This is a genomic window from Helcococcus sueciensis DSM 17243, from assembly GCF_000423145.1.
Taxonomy (GTDB): Bacteria; Bacillota; Clostridia; order Tissierellales; family Peptoniphilaceae; genus Helcococcus; species Helcococcus sueciensis.
Genome location: NZ_AUHK01000010.1, coordinates 46115 through 63626 on the forward strand (window position 1 = coordinate 46115; position 17512 = coordinate 63626).

The window sequence follows — 17512 nt, forward strand, 5'->3', positions numbered from 1 at the left end:
TAGATAATATTAAATCTTTATTAATTTAATATTAGCTCTATGTAAAATCTGTGTAAAAGATTTTACATAGAGCTAATTAATCTCTGATAATTTCTACCATTATATTTAATTTTTATGAGATTTATATCTCAATTGAGTATTTAATATTTTTTTTCTAAGTCTTATATTCTTTGGAGTAATTTCTACAAGTTCATCTTCTTCTATAAATTCTAGCATCTCTTCAAGAGAAAGCTTTTTAGATGGTGGTAAATTCGGAGCATCATCAGAAGCGGATGATCTTATATTTGTCTTTTGTTTTTTCTTTGCAACATTTACTTCAATATCGAGACCCTTAGGATTTTCTCCTATTATCATACCTTCATAGACTTCATCACCAGGTTCAATAAATATATTCCCTCTCTTCCATGCTGAATCAAGAGCATAACCCGTTGCTTTTCCTGTTTCAAAAGCTATAATTGATCCATATTGTCTTCTAGGTATATCGCCCTTATATTCTTCAAAAGAATCAAATTCCGTATTAATAATTCCAGTTCCTTTTGTATCATAAATGAATTCTTGTCTATAACCAATTAATCCACGAGCTGGCATTTTAAATATAAGTCTGTTGTAATCTGCAGATAAATTTTCCATGCTTGTCATTTCTGCTTTTCTTGTACCAAGTTTATTTATAATTGTACCTACATATTGTTCTTCAACATCTATAGTAACTATCTCCATAGGCTCATATAATTTACCATCTATTCTTTTAAAAAGTACTTCTGGTTTAGAAACTTGAAATTCATATCCTTCTCTTCTCATATTTTCTATAAGAACAGATAGGTGTAATTCGCCTCTTCCAGATACTTTAAATGCATCTGTACTTTCTGTATCTTCTACTCTTAAAGATACATCCGTTTCCTTTTCCTTAAATAATCTTGATCTTAAATGTCTTGAAGTTACGTATTCACCTTCTTTACCAGCAAATGGAGAATCATTTACTAAAAATCTCATGGAAAGAGTTGGTTCAGATATTTTTACAAATTCAATTGAAGGTGTTTCCTCATTTTCTGTAATAGTATCTCCTATATGAATCCCTTCAACTCCCGAAATTGCCACTATTGAACCTGCCTTAGCTGATTGTACTTCTTTTCTGTCCAACCCTTCAAATTCATAAATAGTTGTAATCTTAGTCTGAATTAATTTTTCTAAATCATTATAATTTTTTATATATGCTTTTTGACCAACTTTTATTTCACCTTGTTCTACTTTTCCAATCCCTATACGACCAAGATATTCACTATAGTCTGTAGTAGATATCAAAACTTCAAGAGGCTTATTCTCGTCCCCTTTTGGTTCTGGAATATATTCAATAATTGTGTCTAATAAATCTTTTAAATCTTCCTTTTTTTCTCCTAAATCTAGACTCGCCCATCCATCTTTACCTGAAGCATATATTATTGGAGCATCAAGATAAGATTCATCAGCATCTAATTTTATAAATAAATCTAGTATTTCATCTATAACTTCTTCTGGTCTAGCTTTATCTCTATCAATTTTATTTAACACAACAAGTGCTGGCAATCCTAAATCTATAGCCTTCTTAATTACAAATTTTGTCTGTGGCATTACACCTTCAAATGCATCTACTAGTAAAAGTACTCCGTCTGACATCTTAAGTACACGCTCAACTTCACCTCCAAAGTCTGCATGCCCTGGAGTATCAATTATATTTATCTTGATATCTTTATATTTTATAGCTGTGTTTTTTGAAAGTATAGTAATTCCTCTTTCTTTTTCAATATCATTATTATCCATAACTCTTTCTTGTACAGCTTGGTTTTTCCTAAAAATACCACTTTGTTTTAACATCGCATCAACTAAAGTGGTTTTACCATGATCTACATGGGCTATAATTGCTATATTTCTTATATTTTTCATAATCACTCCTCGATATTGTATTCTATCACATTATAAGCATTGTCGTAAATAAAAAAACTTCATAAATTACTATAATCTATGAAGTAAGATATATAACACACTTTACTTTATTTTTATTTATTTCTAGCTCATCTGTAAGTGCTTTAACTATTTTTAATCCACGACCATCAGATCTTAGTAAATGGTTTTTACAAGGTTCTTTAATTACTATACCAGCCCCTTCATCCTTTACTATAATCTTTGCTTCTTTAGAATTTATATCAAAATATAAATCAATTGCTTTTTCTCTCGATCTCTTATTTCCGTGTTCATGGCAATTTATCAATAATTCATTCAATATCAATCTGATATCAAAACAGACATTTTCTGAAGTCTCAGAGGAAATGTTTCGCAATATTTCTCCTACAGCTTTAGTAATATCATCAATATCACCAAATATTCTATTTTTATATGTATATTGCATATTCCTCCACTCCTTACTAATATATAATCAATCTCATAATAAATGTTCTATAAACTGCTAATTTTACTCTATTTTTACATTACCCGATTTTTTACCTTTTTAAACAAAATTTTGTTTTAATTGATAAGTATTTTTACTTGATGTATAATAATAATATAAATATATTAGGAGGTAAATTATGTCAACATGGGAATGTACAGCTTGTGGATATATTTATGACCCAGAAGTTGGTGATCCAGAAAATGGTATCGAACCAGGTACAGCATTTGAAGATCTTCCAGAAGATTGGGTATGTCCAATTTGTGGCGTAGACAAAGATTTATTTGAAGAAATGTAATAGTACATAACTATTAAAATCAGAGGATTTTCCTCTGATTTTTTATTTTAACTATTCCAATTCTACATAAACATATTGATCAATTAAAAAGAGGAGCTTTTACTCCTCTATTTCAACTCCTAATATTTCACTAAATACATTATAAATGTATTTTCTATTTTCTTTTGTTTCTGAAGAATAGTAAATTATTTTCTTCCTATCTCTTATCCCTAACTTATTAGCTATTACCTTAATATATTGTTGGAGTCTTGATTTTCCAACTTTATCAAGCTTTGTAGCAATTACATATCCTGAAAAACCCATTTCAATTATCCAATTATACATCATTAAGTCATTTTCATTTGGTTCATGTCTAATGTCTACTAATAGAAATACTTCTTTTAAATTTTCTCTTGAATGTAAATAACGATCTATGATTTCTCCCCAATCATCTCTATGTGATTTGGATACTGCTGCATATCCATAACCAGGTAAATCTACTAATCTAAAAACTTCATTTACATTATAAAAATTAATAGTTCTTGTTTTTCCTGGTTTTTGAGAAGTTCTAGCTAAATTTTTCCTATTAATAAGTGAATTGATTAAGGATGATTTTCCAACATTTGATCGCCCAGCAAATGCTATTTCAGGTAAATTATTATCTGGATATTGTTCTTTAAGAACAGCTATTTTCTCAAGTGTTGAATTTTTAATTTTCATTTTTTTTCTCTTTCATTTCTTTTTCTAGAGCTAATTCCAATACTTCATGCATGTCTGAAACTGGATAAAATTTCATCTTAGACAATACTTCTTTAGGAAAATCTTCTAAGTCTCTTTCATTTTGTTTAGGAATAATTACATTTGTAATTCCATATCTTAAAGCTGCAAGAGATTTTTCTTTAAGTCCTCCGATAGGAAGAACTCTCCCTCTTAAAGTAACCTCTCCCGTCATGGCAATATCTTGTCTAACTTTTCTTTTGGTTATTGCAGAAACTAAACCAACTGTTATAGTTATACCTGCTGATGGACCATCCTTTGGTGTTGCACCTTCAGGAACATGTACATGAAAATCGGTTTTTACAAAATAATCTTCAGGTATTTGTAACTCTTCCTGGATAGATTTTATATATGAAAGTGATGCCATTGCAGACTCTTTCATAACATCCCCTAAAGATCCGGTTAGTTGAACCTTTCCTTTACCTTTTGTAGCATTTACTTCAATTTGAAGAAGTTCACCACCTACTTGTGTCCATGCAAGACCAGTAACTATGCCTACTTGAGGAGTCTTTACAATATCATCATCAAGTACTTTTTCTCTGCCTAAAAACTCTCTATAATTTCTTTTTGAAACTCTAATATTATCTGATCCTTCAACTATTTTCATAGCAGCTTTTCTAACAATTTTCGAAATTTCTCTTTCTAAGTTTCTGACACCTGACTCTCTTGTATAGTTTTTTATAATTATCTCAAGTACTGCATCTGAAATATTTAATTGCTTTGGTGTTAGGCCATGTTCTCTTATTTGTTTTGGAACTAGATACTTTTTAGCAATAGCTATTTTGTCATATTCAGTATATCCTGAAATCTCTATAATCTCCATTCTATCCATCAAAGCTCTTGGAATAGTTTGTGTTGTATTTGCTGTAGTCACAAACATAATTCTAGATAAATCTACTGGTATTTCAATATATCTATCCATAAATTCAGAATTTTGATTTGGATCTAAAACTTCCAAAAGAGCTGAAGCTGGATCCGATCTATAGTCAGAAGAAATCTTGTCAATTTCATCAAGTAATAATACTGGATTTAACGTCTTTGCTCTTTGAAGAGATGTGATTATTCTACCTGGCATAGCTCCTATATAGGTCTTTCTATGTCCTCGTATTTCACTTTCATCTCCTAGACCACCCAATCTCATAGATATATATTCTCTATTCATACTTTCAGCAACAGATTTTACTATAGAAGTTTTCCCAACACCTGGGGGTCCAACTAGACAAAGAATTGAACCTTTCATGTTTTCTTTCAATTTTCTAACTGCTAAAAATTCTAAAATTCTTTCTTTTACGTCCTTAAGACCATGATGATCTTTATTTAATATTTCTCTAGATTTTTTAATATCTATATTATCATCTGAATATATTCCAAATGGAATATCAAGTACATTATCGATATATGTTCTTATTACATTTGATTCTGGTGAAGCACCTGAAACATATTCAAGTCTAGATAGCTCTTTTCTAAGATGTTCTTTGTATTCTTCTTTAATTGGTAGATTTTCAATCTTTTCTTTATATTCTTCACTATAAGATTGTCCACCATCGCTTTCTTCAAGCTCTTGCTTTATCGCTTGCAATTGCTCTCTTAGATAATATTCCTTTTGTCCTTGATTAATTTTAGTAGTTACTTTTTTGTTTAATTCATCTTTGATATCAATTATCTCTATCTCTGTATCAATAATTGTATTAATCATTTCAAGTCTAAGTTTTACATCTATTTGCTCTAACAATAGTTGAACTTGCTCAAACGTTGGTTGAATATAAACAATTAATCTATCTGCAAATTCAGATACATCAGTAATCGTTTCAAGGAAGAATATAGTAGCATCTGGAATTTCAGGTCTTCTCTCAATTAAATTTTGGAACTTTTCAAGAGAAATTCGCTTCAAAGCTTCAAGTTTGCTATCTTTGTTAGTGTATTTTTCTTCATATTTAGCTACATCTGCAGAAAAATAATTATTTTCAAACTGAATATTTTCAGCCTTACCTCTTGCAATTCCATCAACTATGACCCTATAATTTCCATCTGGAAGTTTAATGCTTTGTCTAATTTTGCTATATACACCTATATTATAGAAATCTTTGACATCTATCTGATCTTCACTTTGATCTTTTTGAACTACTAATAGAACAAAATCATCTTTAAGTTTGGCCTGATTTATAGCTTCAATTGTAAAATCTCTTCCCGCATCAAAATCTAAAGACATTCCTGGAAATAGCCATTTTCCCCTTAAAGGTACTATTGGAACTTTATTTAATTTTTCTATATTATAATCACTCATAATATCTCCTTAATAAAAAGGGACTAAGCCCTATTTTAATACTGGAGATTTCTTATCTCTAATAGTTTCAACACTTACTATGCATTTCTTGATTTTATCATTTCCTGGTAAATCATACATAATATCTAGTAAGCTATCTTCCAGTATCGCTCTTAGTCCTCTAGCTCCAGTTTTTCTTTTAATAGCAAGCTTTGCTATTTCTTCAATTGAACCTTCTTCAAATATTAACTCAACATTATCAAGACTAAATAATTCTTTATATTGTTTAATTAATGCATTCTTTGGCTCAGTAAGAATTTTTACTAAAGCTTTTTCATTCAATTCATCTAGTGTAACAATTATTGGAATACGTCCTATAAATTCAGGTATCATTCCGTATTTCATCAAATCTTGCGGTAAAATTTTAGATAATTTTTCTGACAATGACAATTTATTTTTTTCTATATTAGCTCCAAAACCTAATGTTTTTTCATCGGTTCTAGCTTCAATTACATCGTCAATTCCTTCAAAAGCTCCACCCACTATAAAAAGTATATTTGTTGTGTCAACCTGGATATACTCTTGACTTGGGTGTTTTCTTCCACCTTTTGGCGGAATATTCGCAACTGTTCCTTCTATAAGTTTTAAAAGCGCTTGTTGTACACCTTCTCCACTTACGTCTCTAGTAATAGAAACATTTTCAGCTTTTCTTGTGATTTTATCTATTTCATCAATATAAATTATACCTTTTTGTGCTTTTTCGATATCATAATTTGCAGCTTGAACAAGTTTCAATATTACATTCTCAACATCTTCACCAACATAACCCGCTTCTGTAAGTGATGTTGCATCAGCTATCGCAAATGGAACATCTAAAGTTTTTGCTAGTGTTTGAGCAAGTAAAGTCTTACCTGAACCTGTTGGTCCTATTAAAAGAATGTTTGATTTTTGAATCTCTGTCTCTGTTTCTTTATGATGTTTTATTCTTTTGTAGTGATTGTACACCGCAACAGCTAGTGTTTTTTTCGCCTTATCTTGTTCAATAATATATTCATCTAAAAAAGATTTTATTTCTTTTGGTATTGGAACTTTATCTAATTTTATATCGTTTATAAACTCCTCTTCTTCGTCCAATATTTCTTTACATAAATCTATACATTCATTACAGATAAATACATTGTTTGGTCCTGCAATAATTCTATTTACATCTTCTCCAGATTTTCCACAAAATGAACAATAGGTTTTTTCTATATCCATGATATCTGACATTAAATCTCCTTATGGTTTTCAATTACTTTATCAACTAATCCATATTTTAGAGCTTCTTGTGCAGTCATATATTTATCACGTTCTGTGTCACGAACTATAGTTTCAACATCTTGTCCAGTTGTATCTACTAAAATTTTATTTAATCTATCTCTTATCTTTAATATTTGTTCTGCAACTATATGAATTTCTGTAGCTTGACCTTGAGCTCCACCAAGTGGTTGATGAATTAATATATTTGCATTTGGTAATGAATATCTCTTACCTTTTGCTCCAGCTGTTAATAAAATAGCCCCCATTGAAGCTGCTTGTCCTATAACTATTGTTGATACATCTGGTTTTATATAATTCATTGTATCGTAAATAGCAAGACCAGCCGTTACAGAACCCCCTGGTGAGTTTATATACAACTGTATATCCTTTTCTGGATCCTCAAATTCTAAAAATAATAATTGTGCAACAATTATATCTGCCATTTGATCATTTATTTCACCAGTTACAAATATAATTCTTTCTTTTAATAATCTTGAATAAATATCAAATGCTCTTTCGCCTCTATTTGTAGTCTCTATTACTGTTGGTACTAATGGCATATTTACCTCCTTGATTTTATATTAGTTTAATCATATATTATATTTTTGTTGAAAATATGAATAAAACAGAATGGGAAATTATATAAATTTCCCAATCCTTCTTTCACGGTAAATAATCTATACCCTAATTATTTTATTCTTTATCAGTAGATTCTTCTTCTACTTCTTCTTTCTTTTCAACAAATACTGCATTTTCTACTAAAGCGTCAATTGCTTTTCTTCTTTGAATTACTTGTTTTACTTGGTCTTCATCAGCTTGAGCTTTCAATAATTTCTTGAACTCTTCATCGCCTTCTCTACCATATTGCTTCATAGCATCATCATATTCTTTTTCAATTTCTTCTTCAGAAACTTCATAATCGTTTTCTTCTACAAGTTTATCTAATATAACTTGCATCTTAACTTTATTTAATGCTCTTTCTCTTAATTGATCTTTTAAGTCTTCTTCTGTTGAATTTGTAATTTCTAAATATGTCTTCATATCTAGTCCCATATGGCTTAATTGATGCTCATATTCATGTAATTCATCATGTAATTGAGTCTCAACCATAGCTTCAGGAACATCAAATTCTGTTCTCTTAACAACTTCATCCAAAACTTCATTTTCTAATTTAATCTTATTATTTTCTTCTAATCTTTCTTGTAACTCTTCTCTTAATGAATTTTTATATTCATCAACTGTATCAAATTCAGATACGTCCATTACAAAATCATCATCAAATTCTGGGAATATTTCTTCTGTTACTTCATTTATTTTCACCTTAAATACTACATCTTGACCTTTTAGATCTTCTGCTTGATAGTCTTCTGGGAATGTAATATCTAAATCTACTTCTTCACCTTTAGTTTTTCCTATTAAACCTTCTTCGAATCCTGGAATAAATGTTTTTGATCCAATTTTTAATTCATAAGACTCAGCTTTTCCGCCTTCGAAAGCAACTTCATCTTTGAATCCTTCAAAATCAATATTTACTAAATCTCCAACTTGAATTTCTCTTTCAACTGGTTTTATTACTTTATTTTTTTCGATTTCTTCTTGGATTCTTGCATCTAATATTTCTTCATCTACTTCATTAGATAATTCTTCAACTTCAATATTTGAATAATCTGCAAGTCCAATATCTGGGTAAGTTTCAACTTCAAATTTAACTTCGATGTCTTTTCCTTCTTCAATCATTTCTTCAACATCTACTTTTGGTCTTGAAACTGGTTCTAGTTTTAATTCTTCGATAGCTTTTTCATACATATCAGGTAATAATAAATCTAATGCATCATTCCAAAATACATCTTTACCATAGTTTGCTTCAATAATTGCTCTAGGAGCTTTTCCTTTTCTAAAACCATGTATATTAAATCTATGTTTATTTTGATTGTATGCTGTCTTTAAACTTTCCTTAAAGTCTGCATATGGTACTATTTCTGTAAATACTGCCTTATTATTTTCATGTGACACTAATTTTGCCATTTCTCCTCCAAATTATCTATTTTTTGCGCTTATATATTATAGCACATAATTACTCATCTATTAACTCTATTTTTTTAAGATTTCCAATATAATCAATTCCTACGAATTCATTAATGTACATATTTTTAACTCGATTATTAATTATATTACTTGTATTTTCTGTAGCAAGCACTATATATGGTGCTGTGATATAGAAATTTTCTTTCCACTGTCTTGTCATAATTTGAATATCTTTATCTTTATTATTTTCTTTTATCATTTTTAATATATAGAAAAAGCTATTCTTTGCCTGAGTGTTGATATTATATTCTTTTTCAACAGGATATCTTTCTTGTAGAACTTGATTTGGTAGATCATCAAAAAATCTTTGCGATACAAATAAATCAAACTCCATCTCTCCATTTAATGCTTTGTACATATCCTTGCTTGATAGATACATGATTTCTAAATTAATAAATTCATTCTCAATTTGTTCTTTTAATTCTTGAGCGATATTCTTGAAAAAATCATCTTCTTCTAAAGCTATTAATTTAAGATTTATCTTTTCTCCATCAAATATATGGTCTAAACTTTCTCTATTACGAGCTATTAAATCAAAGAGATTCTCTTCTTTTTTATATCCTATTTTTTCTTCATTAAACCAAGAATGATTGAATACTGGTATATCTGAAAAATCAAACATTCCTTTTGGATAATTTGCTTCAATAGTCTTTTCAATATCAATGCTATCTCTAAGTGATCTTCTATACTTAGCTTTTCCAAACAATTTACTATTCTGATTAAATCCTAGTAAATAGTAATAACCTGACTGATAGTTTATAGTGTATGAATATTGCATTGTTCTTTCATCTATTCCTGAAAAGATTTTTTCATTCTTAGCAAATCCATAAACAATATCTACCTGCCCATTTTTGTACTGATTTACAGCATTTGAAGCATCTAAAAAGTCAAATTCAAATTTTTTCACCTTTATATCATTATTTTCGGTTTTAAGTTCAAGAATTATCTTGTTATCTTTTATTGAAGTTACATTAAACAATCCAAGACCATCAATAAATTCATACTTCTTTAGATTACCCATATCATTATATTTGTAAACATCTTCTGGAACTTCTACTATAGGAAATGTAAGTGAATTTACATTTGAAAAGTCTATTACATTGAACTTAAATTTTATAAAATTATTTCCTAAAACCTCTATACCTTCTAAATTACTTGTTTTATTTAACTTATAAAGATAATAGCCCTCGACATTATCAACATATGAAGAATACTTACCTTCATAACTAGGATCAGCTAAAATTTCAAATATTCTCTTTACATCATAGGCATCTAGCCTTTTTCCACTCGGAAATTTAATATCATCTCTAATTATTACGGCTATAGTTTTTCCACCATCTTCATACCAATAGTCTTTAGCAAGATCATTTTTTATATTATTATTTTCATCCTTATATAGTAATGAAGAGTGTAATAATCTAGTAACTGATGAAATTTTACTTGATTCACTGAAAAAAGGATTCAATGGATTACTATCTTTTGGAACAGCAATCCTCAGCACGTCTGTTCCTGTAACTTTATGCGGATTAACTATATAATTTTCATTTTTATTATATGGCTGTTTTTTATTTGGAACAAAATTCATTACCAAGGCAAATACTATTATTAAAAATAATAAAATATATACTTTTTTTATCTTTTTCATCCTAAAACGCCATTATTAAACCATTTTTATTTGCATATATTGTTGATAAACCGGTAGCTTCAAAAATTTTAACATCTTTAAAATCATATTTTACAAGAGCCATATCTTTCAAAATTTTTGCTCTGTCTTCATTTTTAACATGTGTTATATATAAAGTTTTATCACTAAATAAATTTGAAACTTCGCTTATTGTATCTACAGTTTTAATTAATGCATTTTTAACCCCTCTTGCTTGATGTCTTACATCTATCTCTCCATCTACTCCAACAGAAATTGGGAAAATAGATAGTTTTGAAGCTAAGAAGCCTTTAATTTTAGAAACTCTTCCATTCTTTACTAGTGTACTTATATCTTCAAGTACAAAAACCGTCTGAATATCACTAATTTTCACTTCTACATCTGAAACTATTTTTTCAAATGTTTCATTTTCTTTTATTCCTTTTTGAATCATTTCAACTAAAAGAGTTTCCCCACAAGCCGCAGATTTAGAATCGAATACATGCACTTTAACATTTGGGTTATCTTCTTCTAACATAGTTTTAGCAATATATGCATTGTTATATGTTGTAGATAATTTTGAGCTTATAGTTACATAAAAAACTTCATCATATCCTTTTCCAGCTTCATAAAATGAATCTGGTGTCGGTGCTGCAGATTTTGTGACTTCCTTTGTCTCTTTAAGATCATTAATTAATGAATCAATATCCATTTCTGGATCAGCCATTAAATACTTTCCATTTACATCTATGAAAAAAGGGACTCTCTTTGTATTGTTTTGAAGAAGCATTTCTTCATTAAATTCAGCACATGAATCTACTACTATAATTCTAGTCATAAATTCCTCCTGTTATTCTGCATAGCTTTTATCTTCTATAATTTTGCTTACAATATCAATATATTTGTTACATATTTCTTCTGTTTCTGCTTCAACCATAATTCTAATAAGTGGCTCTGTCCCTGAAGGTCTAACTAATATTCTACCACTGTCTCCAAGCTCTTCACTAATATTTTCTATAGCTTTTTGAATATCCTCATCATGTAATACCGTATTTTTATCCTTTACTCTTATATTTTTAAGCTCTTGTGGAAATATCACTAAATCTTTAAGCATAAGAGATAATGGCATTTTTTGTTTAACCATAGCTTCAATTAACTTTAATGAAGTCAACACACCGTCTCCAGTTGTTGCATACTTTGTAAATATGATATGTCCGGATTGTTCTCCACCTACGCTATAACCATGGTTTTTAATTTCTTCTGAAACATATTTATCGCCTACTTGGGTCTTAATATAATCAATTCCTTCTCTATCAAAAGCCTTATATAATCCCAAGTTTGACATTACAGTTGTAACTGCTGTATTTTTATTTAGTTCATTGTTTTCTTTAAGCATTTTTGCAAATATATATATGATATGATCTCCAGTAATGATATTTCCTTTTTCATCAACCGCAAGACATCTATCTGCGTCTCCATCGTATGCTATTCCTAAATCATAGTTTCCTTCTTTAACTTTTTGAGATAAATTTTCAATATGAGTAGAACCAGCATTTAGATTTATATTGAATCCATCTGGTTTATTATTCATCATTTCAACATCAGCACCTAAAATATCAAATATATTTTTTGAAATCTGATAAGCTGCACCATTTGCCGCATCGACTAAGATTTTAATATCCTTAAAAGATTTTGTAACTACTGTTGATAAATAAGCTATATATCTATTTCTTCCTAATATATAATCTACTGTTCTACCTATTTCTTCATCTTTTGCTAGAGGAATTGTATCTTCTACACTATCAATATATTCTTCAAGTTCTTCTAAAACTGATTCTTCAAGTTTGTATCCTTGACCATCTAAAATCTTTATTCCATTGTCATAATATGGATTATGGCTAGCAGAAATCATAATTCCACAATCAAAGTTTTCAGTTCTTGCAATATATGAAACACTTGGTGTAGTTGTAACATGTAATAAGTATGCGTCACTTCCACTTGATGTGATTCCCGCAGCTAGAGCTGATTCTAGCATATAACTTGATCTTCTTGTATCTTTACCTATTAATATTCTTGATTCTTCATTATTTTTTTTGAAATAATTTCCTAAAAATCTTCCAATTTTAAATGCATGATTAACTGTTAATTCAACATTAGCTTCCCCTCTGAAGCCATCTGTACCGAAATATTTCATACTATCTCCTAGATGTTTTTATATATTTTACATTATATCATAATCGTATTATATATAAAAAAAAGTAAGAAATTAGAAAACTAATCTCCTACCCTTAAATTTTTAATGAAATTTCATATACTCTATTTTTACTTATTTCTAATTCTTTAGACACTTGTTTTACTGCCATTTTATTAAGCATGCCCTCTTTTTTTAATTCTTCTAGTTTATCTTTTATGAAATCGTCTGAAATTATTATTTCCTCTTCAAATCTATCAAGTAAAACTACTATTTCACCTTTTTCTACTATTTCTTCATCTTTATACTCTGAAGATTTAAATATTTTTACATCTTCATAAATCTTAGAAATTTCCCTTATTACCGCAACTTTTCTATCGGGCATAGTCAAGCTAATATCTTCCAAAGTCTTGATAATCCTGTGTGGTGATTCATAAAATATTAAAGTATTGCTAATTTTTTTCATATTTTCTAATATTTTTTTTCTATCACTTGACTTGCTTGGTAAAAATCCTAAAAAGGTAAACTCACTATTATCAAAACCAGATAATACTAAAGCTGTTGCAAATGCAGTAGCTCCTGGAAGAACAGTATATGGAATATTATTTTCAATCATCGCTTTTACTAATATATTACCTGGATCTGATATTCCTGGCATTCCAGCATCAGACACTATCGAAATATCATTATCATATGAAAGATTAATTATTTCATCTACTCTTTTTTGTTCATTAAATTTATGATATGAATAAAGTTTTCCTTCTATATCATAGTGATCTAGCAATCTTTTTGTATTTCTAGTATCTTCGCAATATATTATATCTGATTCTTTTAAAACTCTTAGTGATCTTAATGTAATATCCTCTAAATTACCAATAGGTGTAGCTACAAAATAAATCATTTCTACTCCTGATATGCTTTAATTATAAGAAATATTAGATCTTCTAAAGCAAGCTGAAAATTTACATTGACTTTAGTCAATTCCTTAATTTGCTCTATTCTTAACAATATTTCTTCTAAATAAATACTTTTAATTGTAGATAATTTCTCTACAATTTGATTATATTTAATATTATCTTCTTTTTCTTTAAAATACGCATCAGTAAACAACTTTGTTAGCATATGAAGCACTTCTATTTTATTATCACTTAATTCTTTGATGCTTTGTCTTTCTTTATTAATCATATAATATCTTTTTTCTAAAGCACTTGTTAAAATTTTATATAAATTATTCCATTCATATGATTGAAAATCTATTTCATATTGACTAGATATAGTAATTACCTGACTTCTTGAAATAATAGTATTTAAAAGTTTATATCTATTGTTAGTTGTCATGATTACTATTGAATAGCTTGGTAAATCTTCCAAAGTTTTCAATAAAGCATTCTGTGCTTCTTCTCTCATCTTATGTGCATCTTCGATAATATATACATTGTACTCAAACTCAGAAGGTCTTTCATATACCATTTTATTGAGTTTTCTTATTTCTTCAATGCTTATATTATTGGTATCAGATGAAATTACTTCTAATAAATTAGTGATATCCACACTAGTGTTTAGAAGAAGTTTTGTAAAAGTTTCATATTGCTCAAACACTTTTTCGGCATCTCCCTCAAATATATATGAGTGAAATACTTCTTTATTTTCAATTTGTTTACTTAAAATTTTATTTAACATTATAATTTGTAAAATTGATCAATCTCAAGAACAAATACTGTTGCTCCACCAACTTCTATTTCCACTGGTAAAGAGTTAAACATGGATCCTTGGACACTTGAATTTAGGAATGTAGTTGTAGCTTTTCTTTTCTTTCCATTCTTTTCAATTAAATCAATTGCTGTTTGTAATCTATCTTCTTCTACCCCAAGTAAAAGAGTTGTATTTCCTTCTCTTAAAAATCCACCAGTTGTTGATAATTTAGTTACTGAAAATTCATTTTCTACTAAATCATCCATAAGTAAATTAACATCATTATCTTGAACTATAGCTATTACTAATTTCATGATTCCTCCAGATTTATTTTAATTTCTTTCTTATTCTTAATTTTATTATATAATGATTTCGTTTTTTTTTCCACATAAGGAAATATACTTTATTATGTGATAAAATACAATTAATAGTTTATTACTCATTTAAAAATGGGAGGATTTAATGGAAAAGAAAAAAGAATTAAAAATTTTTTTAGAAGATCCCTATCTTATGGATTTTAAGGATGATATTTATCTAAGAATCAATAGATATAAAGAAAAAAAATCTGAACTTCTCAACAATAAGAGAAAGTTAAAAAGTATTGCTAATTTCCATGATTACTACGGTTTTCATAGAAATAGACAAGGTTTTGTATATAGAGAATGGGCCCCAAATGCAGATGAAGTTTTCCTAAGTGGAGACTTTAATAATTGGGAATTACTTCCTCTCAAAAGAAATGAAAAAGGTGATTTTGAAGTTCAAATAAATGGACATAAAACATTAGAACATAATTCAAGAGTCAAAACCGTTATCCGTAAAGATGGTGTAGATGTATATAAAGTCCCTATGTTTATCCATAAAGTAAGTCAAGATGTAAATGACAATGGTGTTTATGACTTTTATGGAATTATAGAAAATACAACAAATGCTTATAAATTTAAGAACAGTTTTAAATTAGATAAAGATTTCAAACCATATATTTACGAAACTCATATAGGTATCGCTCAAGAAAAAGAAGATATCGGAAGTTATGAAGAATTTCTTGATATACTTCCTAGAATAAAAGAACTTGGTTACAATGCTATTCAAATAATGGCAATTGCTTCACATGCATACTATGGTTCATTTGGATATCATGTAACTAACTTCTTTGCAGCATCTCATTGGTTTGGTGATACCGAAAATCTAAAGAAATTAATAGATAAAGCTCATGAACTTGGAATAGCCGTATTAATGGACATAGTTCATTCTCATGCTGCTACAAATGTAAATGAAGGTGTTAATAATTATGACGGAACTGACTATCAACTTTTCCATTCTGGAGCAAGAGGGCATCATTCAGCTTGGGATTCAAAGGTTTTTGACTATGGTAAAAATGATGTAATAAAATTCTTACTTTCTAATCTAAATTATTGGCTTACTGAATATAAATTTGATGGATTTAGATTTGATGGAATAACTTCTATGCTATATCTAGATCATGGTCTTGGAAAAGCATTCACTTCATATCATGACTATTTCTCATTAAATACTGATATGGATGCCTGTGTTTATCTAACACTTGCAAATGAATTAATTAAGGAAATAAACCCTAATTCAATTACTATTGCAGAAGATGTATCTGGTATGCCAGGACTTGCTGCTCCAATAGAAGATGGGGGAATGGGATTTGACTATAGATTTAATATGGGAGCTCCTGATTTCTGGGCAAAACAATTAGATTTAGATGACCATGATTGGAATATGAATTGGATGTGGCACGAATTAACCACAAAAAGGCCAGATGAAAAGACTATTTCATATGCTGAAAGTCACGATCAAGCTCTAGTTGGCGATAAAACAATTATGTTCAAGCTGACTGATTCAGAGATATATTGGAATATGCAAATTGATAATCAATCATATATTATCCATAGAGCAATAGCTCTCCATAAATTGATAACTTCAGCAACTATGAATCTTGCATCAAATGGATATCTAAACTTTATGGGAAATGAATTTGGGCATCCAGAATGGATAGACTTCCCATCAGAGAGAAATAACTGGTCATTCTACTATGCAAGAAGACAATGGCATCTAGTAGATGATGAAAACTTAAAGTACAAATGGTTAAATCAATTTAACAAAGAAAGCGTGCATTTTTCACAAGATAATGATTTATTCAATCATTATCCAATGCTTATGATGTTACACAATGAATTTAAATTATTAGAATTCAAAAGAGGAGATTTATATTTTATATATAATTTCCATCCAACAAGATCATACGAAAGTCTATCAATACCAATAGATGAAAAAGGAAATTATAAAGTAGTATTTGACAGTGACAATAGTCGCTATGGAGGACTAGATAGAATTTCAAACGATTATGTATATGAAGCTAAAAAAGTATATGGAACTGACCATCCTTTCAATATAAATATATATCTCCCAAGTAGAACAATGCTTGTGTTAAAAAAAATTGATGAGTAGTTAAATATATTTTCATTATATAATTAAAAAATAAAAAATAAAGGGGCTGTTGCATAAGTCCCAATCACAAAAAAGACGAGAAACTTAAAAAGTCCTCGTCTTTTTTTGGTACAATGTAAGTATGGAAAACATTAATAAACCTACATCGTTACTCATTAATTCTACACTAATTAACGATACGATTCAATTAAAGTTAAATTTTAACATAGATGTGTATGTTCAAGATGATGTAAAGTTAAGGCTTGTAAAAAATATCATTGAAAGGATGGATTTATCTAAACTTCATCAAGTCTACTCACATTTTGGCAGAAAACCTAAAGTTAACCCTCTAACAATGCTTCAAATTCTAATATTTTGTTATTCAGAAAAAATATTTTCATCAAGAGATATTGAAA

16 protein-coding genes are annotated in these 17512 nt (G+C 28.7%); 3 read left to right on the top strand and 13 right to left on the bottom strand.

The annotated features are described in order from the left end of the window. Window positions 1-105: 105 nt before the first annotated feature. Entirely contained in the window at window positions 106-1917 is a 1812-nt protein-coding gene (gene typA, locus G534_RS0104150; RefSeq protein WP_034595967.1) for a translational GTPase TypA, read from the bottom strand. A 76-nt stretch (window positions 1918-1993) separates the two neighbouring features. Continuing rightward, window positions 1994-2380 (bottom strand): ATP-binding protein, encoded by a 387-nt coding sequence (locus G534_RS0104155; RefSeq protein WP_027348009.1) that lies wholly within the window; start codon window positions 2378-2380, stop codon window positions 1994-1996. A 178-nt stretch (window positions 2381-2558) separates the two neighbouring features. Here G534_RS0104155 and rd point away from each other — a divergent pair, with 178 nt between their 5' ends. Then, on the top strand, window positions 2559-2717 hold the full coding sequence (gene rd, locus G534_RS08525; RefSeq protein ID WP_084510067.1) for a rubredoxin: 159 nt from the start codon (window positions 2559-2561) through the stop codon (window positions 2715-2717). Window positions 2718-2816: 99 nt separating this feature from the next. On the opposite strand, the gene yihA is transcribed toward rd, so the two are convergent. The 11 genes from yihA to G534_RS0104215 form a co-directional block, all read right to left on the bottom strand. After that, window positions 2817-3416 (bottom strand): ribosome biogenesis GTP-binding protein YihA/YsxC, encoded by a 600-nt coding sequence (gene yihA, locus G534_RS0104165; RefSeq protein WP_027348010.1) that lies wholly within the window; start codon window positions 3414-3416, stop codon window positions 2817-2819. Beyond that, window positions 3406-5757 (bottom strand): endopeptidase La, encoded by a 2352-nt coding sequence (lon, locus tag G534_RS0104170; RefSeq protein ID WP_027348011.1) that lies wholly within the window; start codon window positions 5755-5757, stop codon window positions 3406-3408. Before lon ends, yihA begins: the two co-directional genes overlap by 11 nt. A 30-nt stretch (window positions 5758-5787) precedes the next feature. After that, entirely contained in the window at window positions 5788-7005 is a 1218-nt protein-coding gene (clpX, locus tag G534_RS0104175; RefSeq protein WP_027348012.1) for an ATP-dependent Clp protease ATP-binding subunit ClpX, read from the bottom strand. Beyond that, a complete protein-coding gene (gene clpP, locus G534_RS0104180) occupies window positions 7005-7595 on the bottom strand; it encodes an ATP-dependent Clp endopeptidase proteolytic subunit ClpP (RefSeq protein WP_027348013.1) in 591 nt (196 codons plus the stop codon). Before clpP ends, clpX begins: the two co-directional genes overlap by 1 nt. 133 nt (window positions 7596-7728) lie before the next feature. Then, the gene (gene tig, locus G534_RS0104185) at window positions 7729-9060 is read right to left on the bottom strand and encodes a trigger factor (RefSeq protein WP_027348014.1); all 1332 of its coding nucleotides are present in this window, start codon (window positions 9058-9060) and stop codon (window positions 7729-7731) included. Window positions 9061-9109: 49 nt separating this feature from the next. Then, entirely contained in the window at window positions 9110-10765 is a 1656-nt protein-coding gene (locus tag G534_RS0104190; RefSeq protein WP_027348015.1) for an ABC transporter substrate-binding protein, read from the bottom strand. Window position 10766: 1 nt separating this feature from the next. Continuing rightward, window positions 10767-11600, bottom strand: a complete 834-nt coding sequence (locus G534_RS0104195; protein ID WP_027348016.1) for a DegV family protein — start codon at window positions 11598-11600, stop codon at window positions 10767-10769. Between the two features lie 12 nt (window positions 11601-11612). Further along, a complete protein-coding gene (gene glmM, locus G534_RS0104200) occupies window positions 11613-12956 on the bottom strand; it encodes a phosphoglucosamine mutase (protein WP_027348017.1) in 1344 nt (447 codons plus the stop codon). 94 nt (window positions 12957-13050) lie between these two features. After that, entirely contained in the window at window positions 13051-13854 is an 804-nt protein-coding gene (gene rsmI / locus G534_RS0104205) for a 16S rRNA (cytidine(1402)-2'-O)-methyltransferase (RefSeq protein WP_027348018.1), read from the bottom strand. A gap of 2 nt (window positions 13855-13856) precedes the next feature. Next, entirely contained in the window at window positions 13857-14633 is a 777-nt protein-coding gene (locus G534_RS08410; RefSeq protein ID WP_051177418.1) for a hypothetical protein, read from the bottom strand. Continuing rightward, window positions 14633-14959: a cyclic-di-AMP receptor gene (locus G534_RS0104215; RefSeq protein ID WP_027348019.1), complete on the bottom strand. Its 327-nt coding sequence runs from the start codon at window positions 14957-14959 to the stop codon at window positions 14633-14635. The genes G534_RS08410 and G534_RS0104215 overlap by 1 nt, the downstream gene beginning before the upstream one ends. Window positions 14960-15107: 148 nt before the next feature. Here G534_RS0104215 and G534_RS0104220 point away from each other — a divergent pair, with 148 nt between their 5' ends. Together G534_RS0104220 and G534_RS08530 are read left to right on the top strand one after the other, a co-directional pair. Beyond that, window positions 15108-17117 carry an alpha-amylase family glycosyl hydrolase gene (locus G534_RS0104220; RefSeq protein WP_027348020.1) on the top strand — a complete coding sequence of 670 codons (2010 nt, stop codon included), beginning with the start codon at window positions 15108-15110 and terminating at the stop codon, window positions 17115-17117. A 121-nt stretch (window positions 17118-17238) separates the two neighbouring features. After that, window positions 17239-17512 (top strand): transposase (locus G534_RS08530; protein WP_169513547.1); only part of this gene is annotated, 274 nt, incomplete at its 3' end.